The 13,826-nt window shown below is 67.2% G+C and carries 13 protein-coding genes; 2 read left to right on the top strand and 11 right to left on the bottom strand.

Annotated features, from left to right (window positions below; genetic code table 11):
- Window positions 1-48: 48 nt before the first annotated feature.
- From HU735_RS09730 to HU735_RS09685, 10 genes are all read right to left on the bottom strand, one after another.
- Window positions 49-543, bottom strand: coding sequence for a RidA family protein (locus HU735_RS09730; RefSeq protein ID WP_186713303.1), 495 nt, complete (start codon window positions 541-543; stop codon window positions 49-51).
- Window positions 544-618: 75 nt separating this feature from the next.
- On the bottom strand, window positions 619-2,193 hold the full coding sequence (locus tag HU735_RS09725; RefSeq protein WP_186713302.1) for an FAD-dependent oxidoreductase: 1,575 nt from the start codon (window positions 2,191-2,193) through the stop codon (window positions 619-621).
- 340 nt (window positions 2,194-2,533) lie between these two features.
- Entirely contained in the window at window positions 2,534-3,721 is a 1,188-nt protein-coding gene (locus HU735_RS09720; RefSeq protein ID WP_186713301.1) for a dipeptidase, read from the bottom strand.
- A 44-nt stretch (window positions 3,722-3,765) separates the two neighbouring features.
- On the bottom strand, window positions 3,766-4,722 hold the full coding sequence (locus HU735_RS09715) for an ABC transporter substrate-binding protein (RefSeq protein WP_186713300.1): 957 nt from the start codon (window positions 4,720-4,722) through the stop codon (window positions 3,766-3,768).
- 15 nt (window positions 4,723-4,737) lie between these two features.
- Window positions 4,738-5,556 carry a class II aldolase/adducin family protein gene (locus HU735_RS09710; protein ID WP_186713299.1) on the bottom strand — a complete coding sequence of 273 codons (819 nt, stop codon included), beginning with the start codon at window positions 5,554-5,556 and terminating at the stop codon, window positions 4,738-4,740.
- Window positions 5,553-6,497 (bottom strand): NAD(P)-dependent oxidoreductase, encoded by a 945-nt coding sequence (locus tag HU735_RS09705; protein ID WP_186713298.1) that lies wholly within the window; start codon window positions 6,495-6,497, stop codon window positions 5,553-5,555. The genes HU735_RS09710 and HU735_RS09705 overlap by 4 nt, the downstream gene beginning before the upstream one ends.
- Window positions 6,494-7,684: an acyl-CoA dehydrogenase family protein gene (locus HU735_RS09700; protein WP_186713297.1), complete on the bottom strand. Its 1,191-nt coding sequence runs from the start codon at window positions 7,682-7,684 to the stop codon at window positions 6,494-6,496. Before HU735_RS09700 ends, HU735_RS09705 begins: the two co-directional genes overlap by 4 nt.
- Window positions 7,681-8,448 (bottom strand): ABC transporter ATP-binding protein, encoded by a 768-nt coding sequence (locus HU735_RS09695; protein WP_186713422.1) that lies wholly within the window; start codon window positions 8,446-8,448, stop codon window positions 7,681-7,683. The genes HU735_RS09700 and HU735_RS09695 overlap by 4 nt, the downstream gene beginning before the upstream one ends.
- Window positions 8,445-9,227 carry an ABC transporter permease subunit gene (locus tag HU735_RS09690; protein WP_238349788.1) on the bottom strand — a complete coding sequence of 261 codons (783 nt, stop codon included), beginning with the start codon at window positions 9,225-9,227 and terminating at the stop codon, window positions 8,445-8,447. Before HU735_RS09690 ends, HU735_RS09695 begins: the two co-directional genes overlap by 4 nt.
- Window positions 9,228-9,470: 243 nt before the next feature.
- On the bottom strand, window positions 9,471-10,367 hold the full coding sequence (locus HU735_RS09685) for a LysR family transcriptional regulator (RefSeq protein WP_186713295.1): 897 nt from the start codon (window positions 10,365-10,367) through the stop codon (window positions 9,471-9,473).
- Window positions 10,368-10,477: 110 nt separating this feature from the next.
- Between HU735_RS09685 and HU735_RS09680 the strand changes: the two genes are divergently transcribed.
- Together HU735_RS09680 and HU735_RS09675 are read left to right on the top strand one after the other, a co-directional pair.
- Window positions 10,478-11,080 carry a cysteine dioxygenase gene (locus tag HU735_RS09680; RefSeq protein ID WP_186713294.1) on the top strand — a complete coding sequence of 201 codons (603 nt, stop codon included), beginning with the start codon at window positions 10,478-10,480 and terminating at the stop codon, window positions 11,078-11,080.
- A complete protein-coding gene (locus HU735_RS09675; protein WP_186713293.1) occupies window positions 11,077-12,660 on the top strand; it encodes a rhodanese-related sulfurtransferase in 1,584 nt (527 codons plus the stop codon). Before HU735_RS09680 ends, HU735_RS09675 begins: the two co-directional genes overlap by 4 nt.
- A gap of 194 nt (window positions 12,661-12,854) precedes the next feature.
- Here the strand turns inward: HU735_RS09675 and HU735_RS09670 are convergent, their stop codons facing one another.
- The gene (locus HU735_RS09670; RefSeq protein WP_186713292.1) at window positions 12,855-13,736 is read right to left on the bottom strand and encodes a LysR family transcriptional regulator; all 882 of its coding nucleotides are present in this window, start codon (window positions 13,734-13,736) and stop codon (window positions 12,855-12,857) included.
- Window positions 13,737-13,826 lie beyond the last annotated feature (90 nt).

Genomic DNA, 13,826 nt, shown 5'->3' with positions numbered 1-13,826 from the left:
ATTCCTTGTGGCGGCCAAGGCCCGGCCGCCGCGCTCAGGTTCGGGGGCTCAACGGGCCTTGGCGGCTACCGCCTCGACTTCGATCAGGGCGCCGGGCAACACCAGCCCGGCCACCTGCACCGTGGTGCGGGTCGGTTTCAACGGCTGGCGCTCGCTGCCGAAGAACTGGCGGAAGCCGCGCTGCAGGCCGTCGAAATCCATGCGCCCCTGCAACCTCGGGTCGCCCACCAGGTACACCCGCAGTTGCACCACGTCGCCCAGGCCCAGTCCACGCGGGGCCAGGGCGGCCTCTACCTTGCGCAGCACCGCCACGGTCTGCGCCTCGGTGTCGCCGCTGGCGCGCAGCTCGTCCTTGGCCGCCTTGGGGTCGGCCGGGTCGGGCAGGATGCCCGAGACGAAGGTCAGCGCCGTGCCCGGCGGCAGGGTCGCCGACTGCAGGATCGGCGAGTTGGGATAGGTCGAGGGGACGCGCTCGATCTCGGCGGCCTGGCTGGCCGCGGCGAACAGGACCCCCAACCCCAGAAGGGCGTGCTTGAAAGGCATGGCGAAGCTCCACTGATGTGTAGGCGCCAGCCTCGGAGGTCCGCTACCTGGCAGATGGTTTTAGTTGTGTAGCGATCAGGCTGTCTGCTGGGTCTTCGAAGTGCCTTGGGCACGCTCGCACAGGTTGCGCACCACCCGCCGGGCGGCGCCGGCGGCGGTTTCCTGCCAGATGCCGATGCCGCTGTGGGCCAGGGCGTCGCTGGTCAGGTGCACCCGGCCCTGGGCCTGGTTGAGCAGGTCGTAGTCGGTGTCGGCCAGCGGGTGGCTGATCCACGGCCCGAGGCTGTGGGGTATGCGTCCCCAGTCCACCACCAGTGGCTTGCGCAGTTCGTGGCCGTGCCCGGGGTGCAGCAGTTCCACGGCCTGGCGCGACAAGGCGATCTGCTCGGCGACGGACTTGTCGGCAAACTGGCGGGCGGTCTCGCCGTTGTTGTAGGCGGCGACGAGAATACCCTCGGCCTGGTTGAAGCCGCCGCTGGGGTACCACAGGCCGGAAGACGCCTGGTTGATGAACGACAGGCCGCCGTAGATCTGGTAGTCGGTCTCCCAGAAGCGCCGGGACTGCCATGCCACCTTGTTGGCATGGCCGAACTGCACGGCGGCGATGGCCTGGCGCACCGGGGCACTGAAGTTGCTGTCGAGCCTGGCCAGCAGCGGCAACGGCAAGGCGATCACCGCATAGTCGCTGGTGATGCGCCGTGGCTGGCCATGCTGCTGGTAGCCGATCTCCACCCGGTCGTCGAAGTTGCGAATCGAGCGCACCTCGGCCCCCAGGCGCAGGACATCCTGCAGGTGACGCTGGAACGCCAGGGGAATGCGGTCCATGCCGCCCACCGGCTGGAACATGGTCGGCGAGAACTCCGGGTACTCGTCGATCATCAGCGCCGTGCCCAGCGCCGGGTTGAGCAAGGTGCGCAGGGGCAGCGGGTCGTTGCGCAGGGCTTGCTGGTCGCCGGCGCCGGGCCAGACCTTGTAGCCCGAGCGCGCCGAGCCCAGGTACTCGAGCTTGTCCGACAGATCGCCCCAGGTACGCAGGAAGCCCAGCAGGTTGCGTCGGTCGTCCAGGCTCAGCTCCTGGTCCAGGGCCTGGCGGTCGACGGCCTTGGCCAGCAGTTCGGCCAGGTGCCCGCGGCTGTCGTTGACCGCCTGGCGGATCTGCATCGGCGGTTGGTCGAGGTCGGGGCGTACCAGGGCGTTGCGGCTGGTGTTGACCAGTACCTCCAGCTCCACCCCCAGTTCGCGGCAGTAGCCGAGCATCAGCTGGTGATGGCTGGGCAGCCGGCCTGGGCCGGCGTTGAGGTAGAAGCCATCGTCGAATTCGGCGGTCTGCACGTCGCCATCGGTGAACGTGACCCGGTCACCCCGGCGCACGGTCCAGTTGCGCCCGCCGACCCGCTCGCGGGCCTCCAGCAGGGTGACGGCAAAGCCGGCCTTGCGCAGCTCGTAGGCCGCCACCAGGCCGCCGATGCCGGCGCCGACCACGGTGACACTGGCGCCCTGCCCCACACGGGCCAGCGGCAGCTGGGCGTAGTTCTCCTGGCTGGCCCGCGCCGGGCCCAGCGCCCCGAACAGCCCCAGGGCCGCCGTGGCGGCCTGCAGGCCACCGACCATACCGATACGGGCAATGAGCTGGCGTCTGGTCAATGGCATCGCGGGCACTCTCCCTGGTCCACGGTTATCGCTTTCGGTTATGGCTTGATGTTTTCAAGCTACGAAAACGCTCTATATGGAGCCATCCTAGAGAGCGGGATGGGCTAAGAGAAATACATTTTGAGCATATGCAAATATTAAAATGTGTAATGTCTTATGCCATGCATGCTGCACAGAACGCATAATTATTTTGAAACACCTGCTTTTTTTTTGTAGGAGCGGCCTTGTGCCGCGAAAGGGCCGCAAAGCGGCCCCGGCAGTCGACGATGTGACACCAATGCCTGGGGCTGCGATGCAGCCCTTTCGCGGCGCAAGGCCGCTCCTACAGCGATCGCGTTCATCAATGGGCGGCCTGCGCTTCCCCCATCACCCGCAACAGGTTCCCACCCCAGATATCCGCCAGGTCCTGCTCGCTGTACCCCGCCGCCAGCAACCGCGCAGTGATCTGCGGCAACTGGCTGACATCGCGCAGCCCCTCCACCCCACCACCGCCATCCCAGTCCGCGCCGATGCCGACATGCCGTGGGCCAACCACGTCGAGGATGTGCAGCAGATGCCGCATGAAGTCGTCCAGGCTGGTCGCCGGCAATGGATGCCGGGCCTCGGCCTCGCGTATGCGCCGGGCCAGGTCCGCCACCTGCGCCGGCGGCAGGCTGGCCGCCAGACGGAACTCCCGGTACAGCGGCGCCAGGGCCTTGTCCCGTTCCGGGTTTGGCGCACGCGGTACCAGGTCGCTGGCGTAGGTGTTGACCTGCACCACCCCGCCCCTGGCGGCGAGCCGGCGCAATCGTTCGTCATCGAGATTGCGCGGATGCGGGCCGATGGCCCGGGCCCCGGAATGCGAGGCGATCACCGGGGCGCTGGACAACGCCAGCACCTGGTCGAACACCGCATCGGAGGCATGGGACACATCGATGAGGATTCCCAGGCGGTTGGCCGCCTGCACCAGTTCGCGGCCAGCCGGGCTCAAGCCATGCCAGTGCGCCAATGCGGTGGCCGAGTCGGCGAAGTCGTTGTTCTGCGCATGTACCAGGCCCAGCATGCGCAGGCCCAGGCGGTGGTAGGTGGCCAATCGGCCAGGGTCGGCCGCCAGCGGTTCGGCATTTTCCATGCTGATCAGCACCACCCTACGGCCGGAGGCGATGATCGCCGGCACCTCCTGCGCCCGGGTGGCCAGGGCGAATGCGTCCGGCCGGGCGGCGACCATGTCGCGGATCCGGGTGATCACCGCCAGGCCATGCTCGCTGGCCAGGGTACGGCCCTCGGGCGTGAGCGGCCCCTGGGGGGTGAAGATGGCGAAGAAGCCGCCGTCCAGGCCGCCGTCGCGCATGCGCGGCAGGTCGACCTGGGACAGGTCGTCGGCATAGCTGTGACGCTGGCCGATGTCCCAGCCGGGCCGGGCCAGTTGCATGGGCGTGTCCAGGTGGCTGTCGAGGACGATCAGGCGTTCGTGGAGGGCGCGGACATCGGCCTGTGCGCAGCCGCAGGCAAGTACCAGCAGCAAGGCATATCGAGTTGAACGGGGCATGTGATTCCTTATTGCCAGGCCGCTCCTACAGGGCGCCGCGTTAATCACGAAGCCCAGCTGAAACTCCGATCCCACAACGGCGCCACATCCAGGCGCTGGGGCAGCACCCCGGCGGCGTAGAAGGTGTCGGCCACATCCTGCTGTGAACGCACCGCGGCATCGTCCACCGCCTGCAGCATCCGCGGCCCGCTCTGGGCCTTGTACTGGGCAATGAATACCTCCCGGGGAATGCCCAGCACCTGCTCGCAACGCGCGGCCCAGGCTTCGGGGTTATGCTGCACCCACTGCCAGCTGCGATACTCGCGGCGCACGTAGTCCTCGATCGCCGCGCGCTTGCGCGGTTCCTCGATCGCTCGCTGATTGGCGGCGATCACGTAGTTGCCCGACAGGTAGCCCTGCCCGGTGCGCAGCACCCGCGCCCCGCTGCGCAGCTCGGCCAGCTGGATGAAGTAGCCGAAGGTCACCCAGACATCCAGGTTGCCGTTCTGGAACGCGGCGAAACCGTCCTGGGGCGTCAGCGCCAGAGGCTGGATGTCCGCCAGGGTCAGGCCCTGGTCCTTGAGGGCGCGCAGCAGCATGTAGTGCGAGGATGTGGAGCGGATGTACCCCACCCGCTTGCCCGGCAGCTCGGCCAACGACTGCATCGTCGACCCCTTGGGCACGACGAAGGCCTGATTGTTGACGTCGCCGGTCAGTACGGCGATGAGCCTGACCGGCGCCTGGTTGCGAATGCCGAAGATCGGCGGGATCTCGCTCATCGGCGCCAGGTCCAGGGTGCCGCTGATCAACGCTTCGAAGCCGAGGTTGCCGCCATTGAACTCGGCATATTTCACCCCGTACGGAGGGCGCTCGATGCCTGCCTCCTCGAAGAAGGTCGGCGCGGCGCCCTTGTAGGTGGCCACGCCCAGGGTCAGCCCTTGCCAGTCGCGGGCAAAGGCGCCGGGCAGCGCGCAGGCGAGTCCGCCCAGGACGCTGTATTGCAGAAAACGACGGCGATTCATGGCGCCTCCTTGCACTCAGTCGAGAAAGTCAGGTTCGTCGCGCAGCAGGCGGTCCCAGTACGGCTGGAAGCTGAACCAGCCGCCGAACTCGGTACCGACCTGGCGCGCAGTGTGCTCGGCCACCGCCGCCGGGATCGGCCGCGGCGTGCCGGCGGCCTCGGCCAGCAGTTGCGCATGGGCGGCGTTGTCCAGGGCGATGAAGCGCCATACTGCCGCTTCCACCGTGCGCCCGACGGTGAGCAGCCCATGGTTCTGCAGGATCAGCGCGACCTTGTCCGGCCCCAGGGTGGCGGCGATGCGCGCCCCCTCGCTGGCCTCCAGCACCACCCCGGTGAAGTTGTCGAACAGCGCGTGCTTGCCATGAAAGGCGCAGGCGTCCTGGGTCAGCGGGTCGAGCAGGCGCCCCAGGCTCGACCACGCCTTGCCGTACAACGAATGGGCATGGGCAGCGGCCACCACATCCGGGCGCGCCTCGTGCAGCGCCGCATGGATGGCGAAGGCGGCCAGGTTCAACGCGCCCTGCCCTTCGACGATCTCACCCCGAGGATTCACCAGCAGCAGGTCGCTGACGCGGATATGGCCGAAGTACACACCCACCGGATTGACCCAGAAGTGATCGGGGTACTGCGGGTCGCGCACGGTGATATGGCCGGCGCCGCCCATGTCGAAGCCGTGCCGGGCGAACAGGCGGAACGAACCGGCCAGGCGCTGCTTGCGCAACAGTCGCTCGGCCTCGTGGGTCGGTTGCTGGGGCGGGTCCTGCCAGCGATGCACGGTATGGCCGTCGCGGGGCAATGAATAGGCGGTGGGTAGGCGGCTCAGCCTGGCGCTCATGCGGTCTCTCCTTGGGCCAGCAGGTTCTCCAGCGGTCGTCCGCTACGGAAATGATCGAGGTTGCGCGCCAGCAGCGCGGCAAGGTTGCGGTACACCTGCGGCGTGTTGGCCGAGGTGTGGGGGCTCAGCCGGACCTTGGGGTGGCTGTACAGCCGATGCCCGGCCGGCAACGGCTCGGGGTCGGTGACGTCGAGGCTGGCCAACGCCACCTGGCCGCTGTCCAGGGCCTCGAGCAAGGCGTCCTGGTCGACCAGGGCGCCACGGGCGATATTGATCAGGTGCAGGCCAGGCTTGGCTTGGGCAAGGCTGCGCCGATCGACCACATGCCGGGTCGACGGATCGGCCGGTGCCGCCAGCACCAGGTGATCGGCACGGGCGAACAGTTCCTCGACGCTGCCCACGCCCCGCACACCGGCCACCTCGAACGGCCTGGCCGAGCGGCGCAGGGCGATCACTTCGATATCCAGCGCCAGGGCCTTGCGCGCCAGAGCCTGGCCGATACGCCCGAAACCGTAGAGCCCCAAGGCGCTGCCGGCCAGCGAGGCCAGCGGACGTGGCTGCCATTGCCCGGGCTCGTCGATCCACAGGTGTGGCAGTTGCTTGGCGGCGGCGAACATCGCCGCCAGGGCGAATTCGGCCAGGCTGTCCGCCGTTACCCCGCGAGCACTGGCCACGGGCAGTGGCTCGAGCAGCCAATCGGGAAAGTAGTCGATGCCGGAGCTGACCAGTTGCACGAAGCCAAGCCCGAACGGCCAGCCCGAGGGCGGCGCGGCGGCGTCACGCAGGCCAGGGTCGGGCGCGGCCAGCAGGACCCGTACATCATCCGGCAGCCCATGGGGCACGCCCCTGGGCAGCGCCAGGATCTCCACGCCCGGCACGGCGGCGGCCAGCAATGCGTTGAACCGCGCGTCCAGCTGGCTGGCGATGCGCACGCCGCTCATGCCTGGCCGCCACGGCTGGGCAAGGCGAGCGCGGCGCGACCGGCGGCGCCGAGCACCGCATCGTTCTGCGGCGTGTGGATACGGCTGCACAGCACATCGCGGTAATGCCGCTCAAGCGGGTTGCCCCGGGCTAGCGCCGGGTTGCCGATGGCCTCGACGCCCAACTCGACCGCGCTGATGGCCTGGGTGGTGACCAGGTACTTGACCTGGGTAGCCTCGCTTGCCGGGATGCGCCCTTCGGCGGCGGCGTCGAGCAACACCCGATTGGACAGCAGCAAGGCATCGATACGGCCCACCAGCTCCTGGAAGCGCGGCAGGCTCGACAGTGGCGCGCCGAGGTTGGCAGGCGTACGCCCGGCCAGCCAGCCCACCAGCCAGTCGCGGGCGGCGCGGGCGACGCCGTCGTAGATGCTCGACAGCAGCACCGCCAGCCACAGCACGCCATTGTGGTCGAGCTCGGACGGGCGTGGCTGGTGCGCCGGGAGGACATCCACGGCCTGTTCGGCGGGCACCAGTACATCGTCGAAAATCACATCGTGACTGCAGGTGGCGCGCATGCCCAGGTGGTCCCAGGTTTCCTCGATGCGAATGCCCGGCGTGTCGCGGTGCACCAGCCAGGTGCCGACCTGCGGCTCGGCCTCGTCGCTGCGCGCCCACACCGCCAGCCAAGTCAGCCCGGGGATGCCGGTGGAGTAGATCTTGCGCCCGCTGATCCGCCAGCCCTCGGCCACCCGCCGGGCGACGGTGCCCGGCAGGCCGCCCCGGGCCGGGGTGCCCAGCTCCGGCTCGACGCGCAGGGCGTTGACCAGCGCGCCGTCGGTCACCGCCTCGCGGGCCAGGCGCAGGCGCAGGTGCTCGGGCCAGGCCTGGTTCTGCTGCAATCGGGCGTGCTGCAGGTACTGCATCACCAGCACCAGGGCGGTGGACGGCTCGCCCCGGGCCACGGCGGCGATCACCCGCCGGGCCTGGGCCAGCGTTGCTTCGCCACCGCCCAGGCGGCGCGGCACGGTCAGAGCCAGCAGGCCGTGTTCATGCAAGCGACGCAGGTTGGCGTGGGGGAAGCTGCCCTGGCGATCATGCTCGGCGGCACTGGCGGCAAATTCGTCGCTCAGGTGGGCCAGCAGGTCGGCGAAGGCCGGTGAGTCGAGGTCGGGCGCCTGGGTGGCGCTGTGCAGGTCAAGGCTCATCGTTGGGCGGTCCGTGCGAGGGTGTGGGCATGGCTGGCCGCGGGCGCTTCGACGCCGAGCAGGGCCAGCAGGTGTTGACGCAGTTCCTGGAAGCCACGGCTGGCCACCTCGCGATGGCGCGGCAGGCGTATAGGGATCTGCTCGGCGATGCGCCCGGCATCCAGCACCACCACGCGGTCGGCCAGCAGCAGGGCCTCATCGACGTCGTGGGTGACCAGCAGCACTGACGGCTGATGGGTACGCCACAGTTCGAGGATCAGCTGGTGCATGCGGATGCGGGTCAAGGCATCCAGCGCGGCGAACGGCTCGTCGAGCAGCAGCAGTTGCGGCTCGCGCACCAATGCCCGGGCCAGGGCCACACGCTGGGCCTCGCCACCGGACAGGGTGCCCGGCCAGGCCTCGGTGCGGTGCGCCAGGCCTACTTCGCGCAGCGCGACCAGGGCGCGTACTTTAGGCTCGGCGCCCCTCAGACCCAGGACGACATTGCGCCAGGCCCGCTTCCAGGGCATCAGCCGTGGCTCCTGGAACACCGCCGCATGGGCGCCGGGCACCTCCAGGCTGCCCGCCTCTACCCGATCGAGCCCGGCCAGTGCCCGCAGCAGGGTGGTCTTGCCCGAGCCGCTGCGGCCGAGCAAGGCGACGAATTCGCCGGGCGCCAGGTCCAGGTCCAGGCCGTCGAGCACCGTGTGGCCCTGGAACCTGCGCGTGAGTCCGCGCACCCGCACCGGGGGGCGCAGGCGTTGCAGTGCGACTTCCATGGTCAGTTCCTTATGAAGGTGGGGCGCCAGGCCAGGGCCAGGCGTTCGAGCAGGCGCACCAGGGCGTCGATGGACAGGCCCAGCACGCTGTAGACGATCAGGCAGATGACGATGACATCGGTGCGCATGAAGTCGCGGGCATCATTGACCAGGTAGCCCAGGCCCGCACTGGCGTTGATCTGCTCGACCACCACCAGGCCCAGCCAGCTGATGCCGAAGGCATAGCGCAGGCCGACGAAGAACGCCGGCAGCGCGCCGGGCAGGATCACATGCCAGACCAGCCCCAGGCGGCCCAGGCCGAACAGCCGCCCGGCCTCCACCAGCTTGGGGTCGACGCCACGGATGCCGGAAAACAGAGTGAGGTACACCGGGAAGGTGGTGCCCAGGGCAATCAGGGCGATCTTGGGTGTTTCACCCACCCCGAACCACAGGATGAACAGCGGCACGATGGCCAGGAACGGCAAGGTGCGCAGCATCTGCACCGGCGAATCTATGGCCAGCTCGCCGCGTCGTGACAGGCCTGCGAGCAATGCCAGCAGAGTGCCCACGCTGACACCGATGGCCAGGCCGCTCAAGGCGCGCTTGAGGGACACCCACAAATGGCCGGCCAGCTCGCCGCTGACGATCATCTGCCAGAGGGTGTCGCCGATGGCGCTGGGCGCGGCGATGATTCGCGGCGGCAGCAGGCCGCTGCGCGAGGCCAGCTCCCAGGCCGCCAGCAGCAGCAACGGGCTGACCAGGCGCAGGCCAAGGTTGCGAAAGCCCTGCCAGTGCAGCAGGGCCATGATGGGTACCAGGGTGTTGCTTTGCCGGGACATTCCATCTCCTCGCTCAAGGCCGTTCCTTTGATTGCTGGCCGTGGCGGGAGTGTCGATCAAGCCCGCCGGTGCCTGGCTTGATCCTTATGCTATCGATCTTAAAAAGTGCCGTGAAATTCGATCTGCTTCTAACCTAATATACAAAAAATGCATTTATAACGACTTATTACATGCAACAATTTTAACCTCCGGATATGGGCGGCGATTGGTTTACAGCTGATTCGCCACCCGTTGCGCCACGGTCTCACCAAACAACGCCACCGGCGCCTGCAAATTTCCAAGAAATCGCGGATGGATCAGCCACAAGTCGATCACCGGCTTGAAATCGCTCACCTGCACAACCTCCAGGCGCTCGCGGTGACGGCTGTTGTCCAGCAACGGCCGTGGCACCAGGCCATAGCCCAGTCCATTGGCGATCAAGCCCAGCTGCAGCTCGGTACCGAAGGTCTCCAGGTTGATCCGCAGCGACAGCCCTTCGTCGTTCAGCGCCCGCTGCAGGCCGGCACGGAAGCCACAGCCGTCGGGGTTGAGCACCCAGCCGCGCTGGTAGCAGTCAGCGAGCTTGCAACTGCGCTTGCCCACCTCGCCACGGGCAGCCACCACCACCAGGTCCATGCGCGCCAACGAGCGGCCGACGATGCCCTCGGGGAACACCTTTCCAGCCGGGAACAGCGCCGCCACGGCGTCCAGCTCGCCATTTTCCATCTTACCCAGCAGATGGCTGCCCCAACCGGTGGCGACCTGGGTCTGCAGGTCGGGGTACAGCGCCTTGAGCTGGCTCAGGGCGTCGAGCAGCACCACATCGCCGACGGTCTGCGGCACCCCCAGGCGCAGTGCGCCGCTGGGCGAGGAGTCGCTGAGCACCAACTCGCGCAGCGCGTCCATCTCGCGCAGCACCGCCCGGCACTGCTCGTAGACGCGCATGCCCATGGGCGTGGGTTTCAGCGGTTTGGTGTTGCGGTCCAGCAGGCTGACGCCCAGGGCCTCCTCGAAGTTCTGCACCCGACGGGTGATGGCCGGCTGGGTCAGGCGCAGCGACTCGGCCGCCTGGCTGATGGACTGGCTGCGGATGACGGCCACGAATGCATCGATATCATCTATCTTCATTCTTTATTCGCATAATAAATATCTGGAAAAATACGCAACAAGAATAATACCTTTTCCCTCGCCACGGTAGCGCCCGGCGCTGCCTCACCTGACGGACATCGAGGGAACCCATGTCTCAAACGCCCAACCTCGGACGGCTACGCGGCTTCATCGGCGAGCTGGCCGACCTCCTCGCCCAGGCACCGGACGAGCCGCGCCTGCTCGACCACGGCGCGCGGCTGCTGCGCGAACTGGTCAGTGTCGACGACTGGCTGCCGGACGACTACGCCCGCCCCAGCCCGGAGCGCTACCAGCAATACCTGCTGCACGCCGATTCCAGCCAGCGGTTTTCCATCGTCAGTTTCGTCTGGGGGCCGGGCCAGGAAACGCCGGTGCACGACCATCGCACCTGGGGCCTGATCGGCATGCTGCGCGGCAGCGAGATCAGTCAGGGTTATGCCCTGGCACACGGTGCCCTGCAGCTGGACGGACCGGCCGAGCGGCTGGACCCCGGCCAAGTGATCGCGGTGTCGCCGCGCATTGGTGACCTGCACCAGGTGCGCAACGCCCACGCCGACCGCACCTCCATCAGCATCCATGTCTACGGCGCCAATATAGGCGCGGTGCGGCGTGCGGTGTACAGCACCGAGGGCGCAGAGAAGCCCTTCATTTCCGGCTATTCCAACAACCACCTGCCCAACCTCTGGGATCTGTCGAAAGAGAACCGCGCATGAGCCAGGCCACCCACCGCAGCTACCACGCCATCCGCACCGCCCTCCTTGCCGGCCAGGAGCTGGCCTTGCTCGATGTCCGCGAGGAAGACCCGTTCGCCCAGGCCCATCCGCTGTTCGCCGCCAATGTGCCGCTGTCACGGCTGGAGCTGGAGATCTACGCCCGAGTGCCACGCCGTGACACGCCCATCACCGTCTACGACGACGGCGAAGGCCTGGCGGCGACCGCCGCGCAGCGCCTGCTCGCCCTCGGCTACACCGACGTGGCGCTGCTCGAAAGCGGCCTGGCCGGTTGGCGCGAAGCGGGCGGCGAGTTGTTCCGCGACGTCAACGTACCGAGCAAGGCCTTCGGCGAATTGGTCGAGGCCGAGCGCCATACGCCCTCGTTGGCTGCCGAAGAAGTCAAGGCGCTGCTCGACGCCAACGCCGATGTGGTGGTGCTGGATGCCCGCCGCTTCGACGAATACCAGACCATGAGCATCCCCGGCGGCATCAGCGTGCCCGGCGCCGAACTGGTGCTGCGCGTGGCGGAGCTGGCCCCCGATCCGGCCACCCGGGTGATCGTCAACTGCGCAGGGCGCACCCGCAGCATCATCGGCACCCAGTCGCTGGTCAATGCCGGCGTCCCCAACCCCGTGGCGGCCCTGCGCAACGGCACCATCGGCTGGACCCTCGCCGGGCAGACGCTGGAGCAAGGCCAGTCGCGCCGTTTCCGCGCCGTGACCGCCACCATCCGCGACAGCGCCGCGCAGCGCGCCCGCCAGGTGGCCGACCGCGCCGGTGTGGCGCGCATCGATCTGGCAGGCCTGCGCCAATGGCAGGCCGAAGCACGGCGCACCACCTACCTGTTCGATGTGCGCACACCCGAGGAGTTTGCCCTGGGCCACCTGCCCGGCGCCCGCTCCACGCCCGGCGGCCAACTGGTGCAGGAAACCGACCATGTCGCCAGTGTGCGCGGCGCGCGCCTGGTGCTGGTGGACGACGACGGCGTGCGCGCCAACATGAGCGCGTCGTGGCTGGCCCAGATGGGCTGGGAGGTGGCGGTGCTCGAGGGGCTGTCCTCGGACGACTTCACGCAAACCGGTGCCTGGGTCGCGCCCGTGCCGGCGCCGCCCCAGGCCGAGACCATCAGCCCCGCCCGCCTCGCCGACTGGCTATCGGAGCCGGGCACCCAGGTGCTGGACTTCACCACCAGCGCCAACCATGTCAGGCAGCATGTTCCTGGCGCGGCGTGGGCGCTGCGCAGCCAGCTCAAGGACGTGCTGGCGTCGTTGTCCGGAGCGCGACGCTTCGTACTGACCTGCGGCTCGAGCCAACTGGCGCGCTATGCCGCGCTGGAGGTGGCGACCCTGAGCGGCAAGCCGGTGTTCGTGCTTGAAGGCGGCAACAGCGCCTGGATTGCCGAGGGACTTCCTACTGAGCAAGGCGAACAGCGTCTGGGCGCGCCACGTATCGATCGCTATCGTCGTCCCTATGAAGGCACCGATAGTCCTCGGGAAGCGATGCAGGGGTATCTGGATTGGGAGTTCGGGTTGGTGGACCAGTTGGGGCGGGATGGGACCCATGGGTTCTTTGTGATCTGACAAACCCATGAGGCTCATCCGTGCCACTGGACCTCACGCATTGGAGTCGGCCGCCGCTGGCTCCAGGCTGAAAAGTACATGATGTAGGTTCCTTGCGTGGCATGAGATGAAAGGTACGGAATCACCTGCCATCTCGGCCAGGAACAAGGTTAGCTATCACTACACCTTCTATTTCAAAGCATATCCTACCGAGCTCAGCCCCCCTCGAGCCGATCTTGCAAATACTCGATAAAGCGTTGGGTTTTAGCAGGAAGCAGGCGAGTTTCAGTCAGTGCATACACAGGTACCGGAGTCGCCTGCCACTGGGGTAGCACTTGTCGCAAGGCGCCGGACTCGACGTCTGGAGCGGCGATACCCGCTGGCAACAACGCAATGCCGAGATCCAGGCACGCAAGCCGGCGTAGCATTCCCACACTGTTCAGCTCGAAACGACCTACCACCTGAACATGCTCGACAGTTGCCTCGCAGGCCAGGGTCCACCTGTCCGAGCGCGAACCGGACATTCTCAGGCACTGGTGATGACCAAGCTCCGATGGATGGCTCGGTTCACCAGAAGCAGCCAGATATTGCGGGGACGCGTAAAGCCCCCGTTGCAGGGTTGCAAGCTTGCGTGCAATCAAGGTGGAGTTGGCCAGTTCTCCCATCCTGATGACCACGTCAACCGGATCACTGACCAGATCGACCTGGCGCGGTGTGAGATCCAGGTCAAAGGTGATACCTGGATAGCGCCTCGCGAAATCCGCAATCAACGGCGCCAGGTAAACATTGGCGAAGTCCACGGGCAACGACACGCGCAACAGGCCACTGGGACTGGCCAGCAGTTCACCCAGTTGCTCATGCGCCAACTTCGCTTCATCGACAATGCGCTTGCACCGTTCAAAGTAAAGCTGGCCAGCCTCCGTCAGCTCGATCTTACGCGTGGTGCGATGCAATAGGCGCAAGCCTATCCTCTTCTCAAGGCTGGTAATCCGCCGCGAGAGTGTCGAGCTTGGCATGTTCATCGACTCCGCCGCGCCGCGAAAACTGCGCATTCTGACCACCTCGACGAACAGCGCCATGTCCTTCAGGTATTCCAAGCATTGCTCCAAAAATGGATCAGTCTTTTCAATTTTTCCGGATTTATCCCGCCAGAGGATTGACTGATGATATCGCCATCACCGCCGAGG

This window comes from Pseudomonas sp. BW16M2 (genome assembly GCF_014268865.1).
Classification (GTDB): Bacteria; Pseudomonadota; Gammaproteobacteria; order Pseudomonadales; family Pseudomonadaceae; genus Aquipseudomonas; species Aquipseudomonas peradeniyensis.
This window is presented reverse-complemented; position numbering and strand designations above follow the sequence as displayed.

Coding starts and splice junctions, on each gene's coding strand:
- HU735_RS09730 (WP_186713303.1), bottom strand. CDS start 543: ATGCCTTTCAAGCACGCCCTTCTGGGGTTGGGGGTCCTGTTCGCCGCG.
- HU735_RS09725 (WP_186713302.1), bottom strand. CDS start 2,193: ATGCCATTGACCAGACGCCAGCTCATTGCCCGTATCGGTATGGTCGGT.
- HU735_RS09720 (WP_186713301.1), bottom strand. CDS start 3,721: ATGCCCCGTTCAACTCGATATGCCTTGCTGCTGGTACTTGCCTGCGGC.
- HU735_RS09715 (WP_186713300.1), bottom strand. CDS start 4,722: ATGAATCGCCGTCGTTTTCTGCAATACAGCGTCCTGGGCGGACTCGCC.
- HU735_RS09710 (WP_186713299.1), bottom strand. CDS start 5,556: ATGAGCGCCAGGCTGAGCCGCCTACCCACCGCCTATTCATTGCCCCGC.
- HU735_RS09705 (WP_186713298.1), bottom strand. CDS start 6,497: ATGAGCGGCGTGCGCATCGCCAGCCAGCTGGACGCGCGGTTCAACGCA.
- HU735_RS09700 (WP_186713297.1), bottom strand. CDS start 7,684: ATGAGCCTTGACCTGCACAGCGCCACCCAGGCGCCCGACCTCGACTCA.
- HU735_RS09690 (WP_238349788.1), bottom strand. CDS start 9,227: ATGGCCCTGCTGCACTGGCAGGGCTTTCGCAACCTTGGCCTGCGCCTG.
- HU735_RS09685 (WP_186713295.1), bottom strand. CDS start 10,367: ATGAAGATAGATGATATCGATGCATTCGTGGCCGTCATCCGCAGCCAG.
- HU735_RS09680 (WP_186713294.1), top strand. CDS start 10,478: ATGTCTCAAACGCCCAACCTCGGACGGCTACGCGGCTTCATCGGCGAG.
- HU735_RS09675 (WP_186713293.1), top strand. CDS start 11,077: ATGAGCCAGGCCACCCACCGCAGCTACCACGCCATCCGCACCGCCCTC.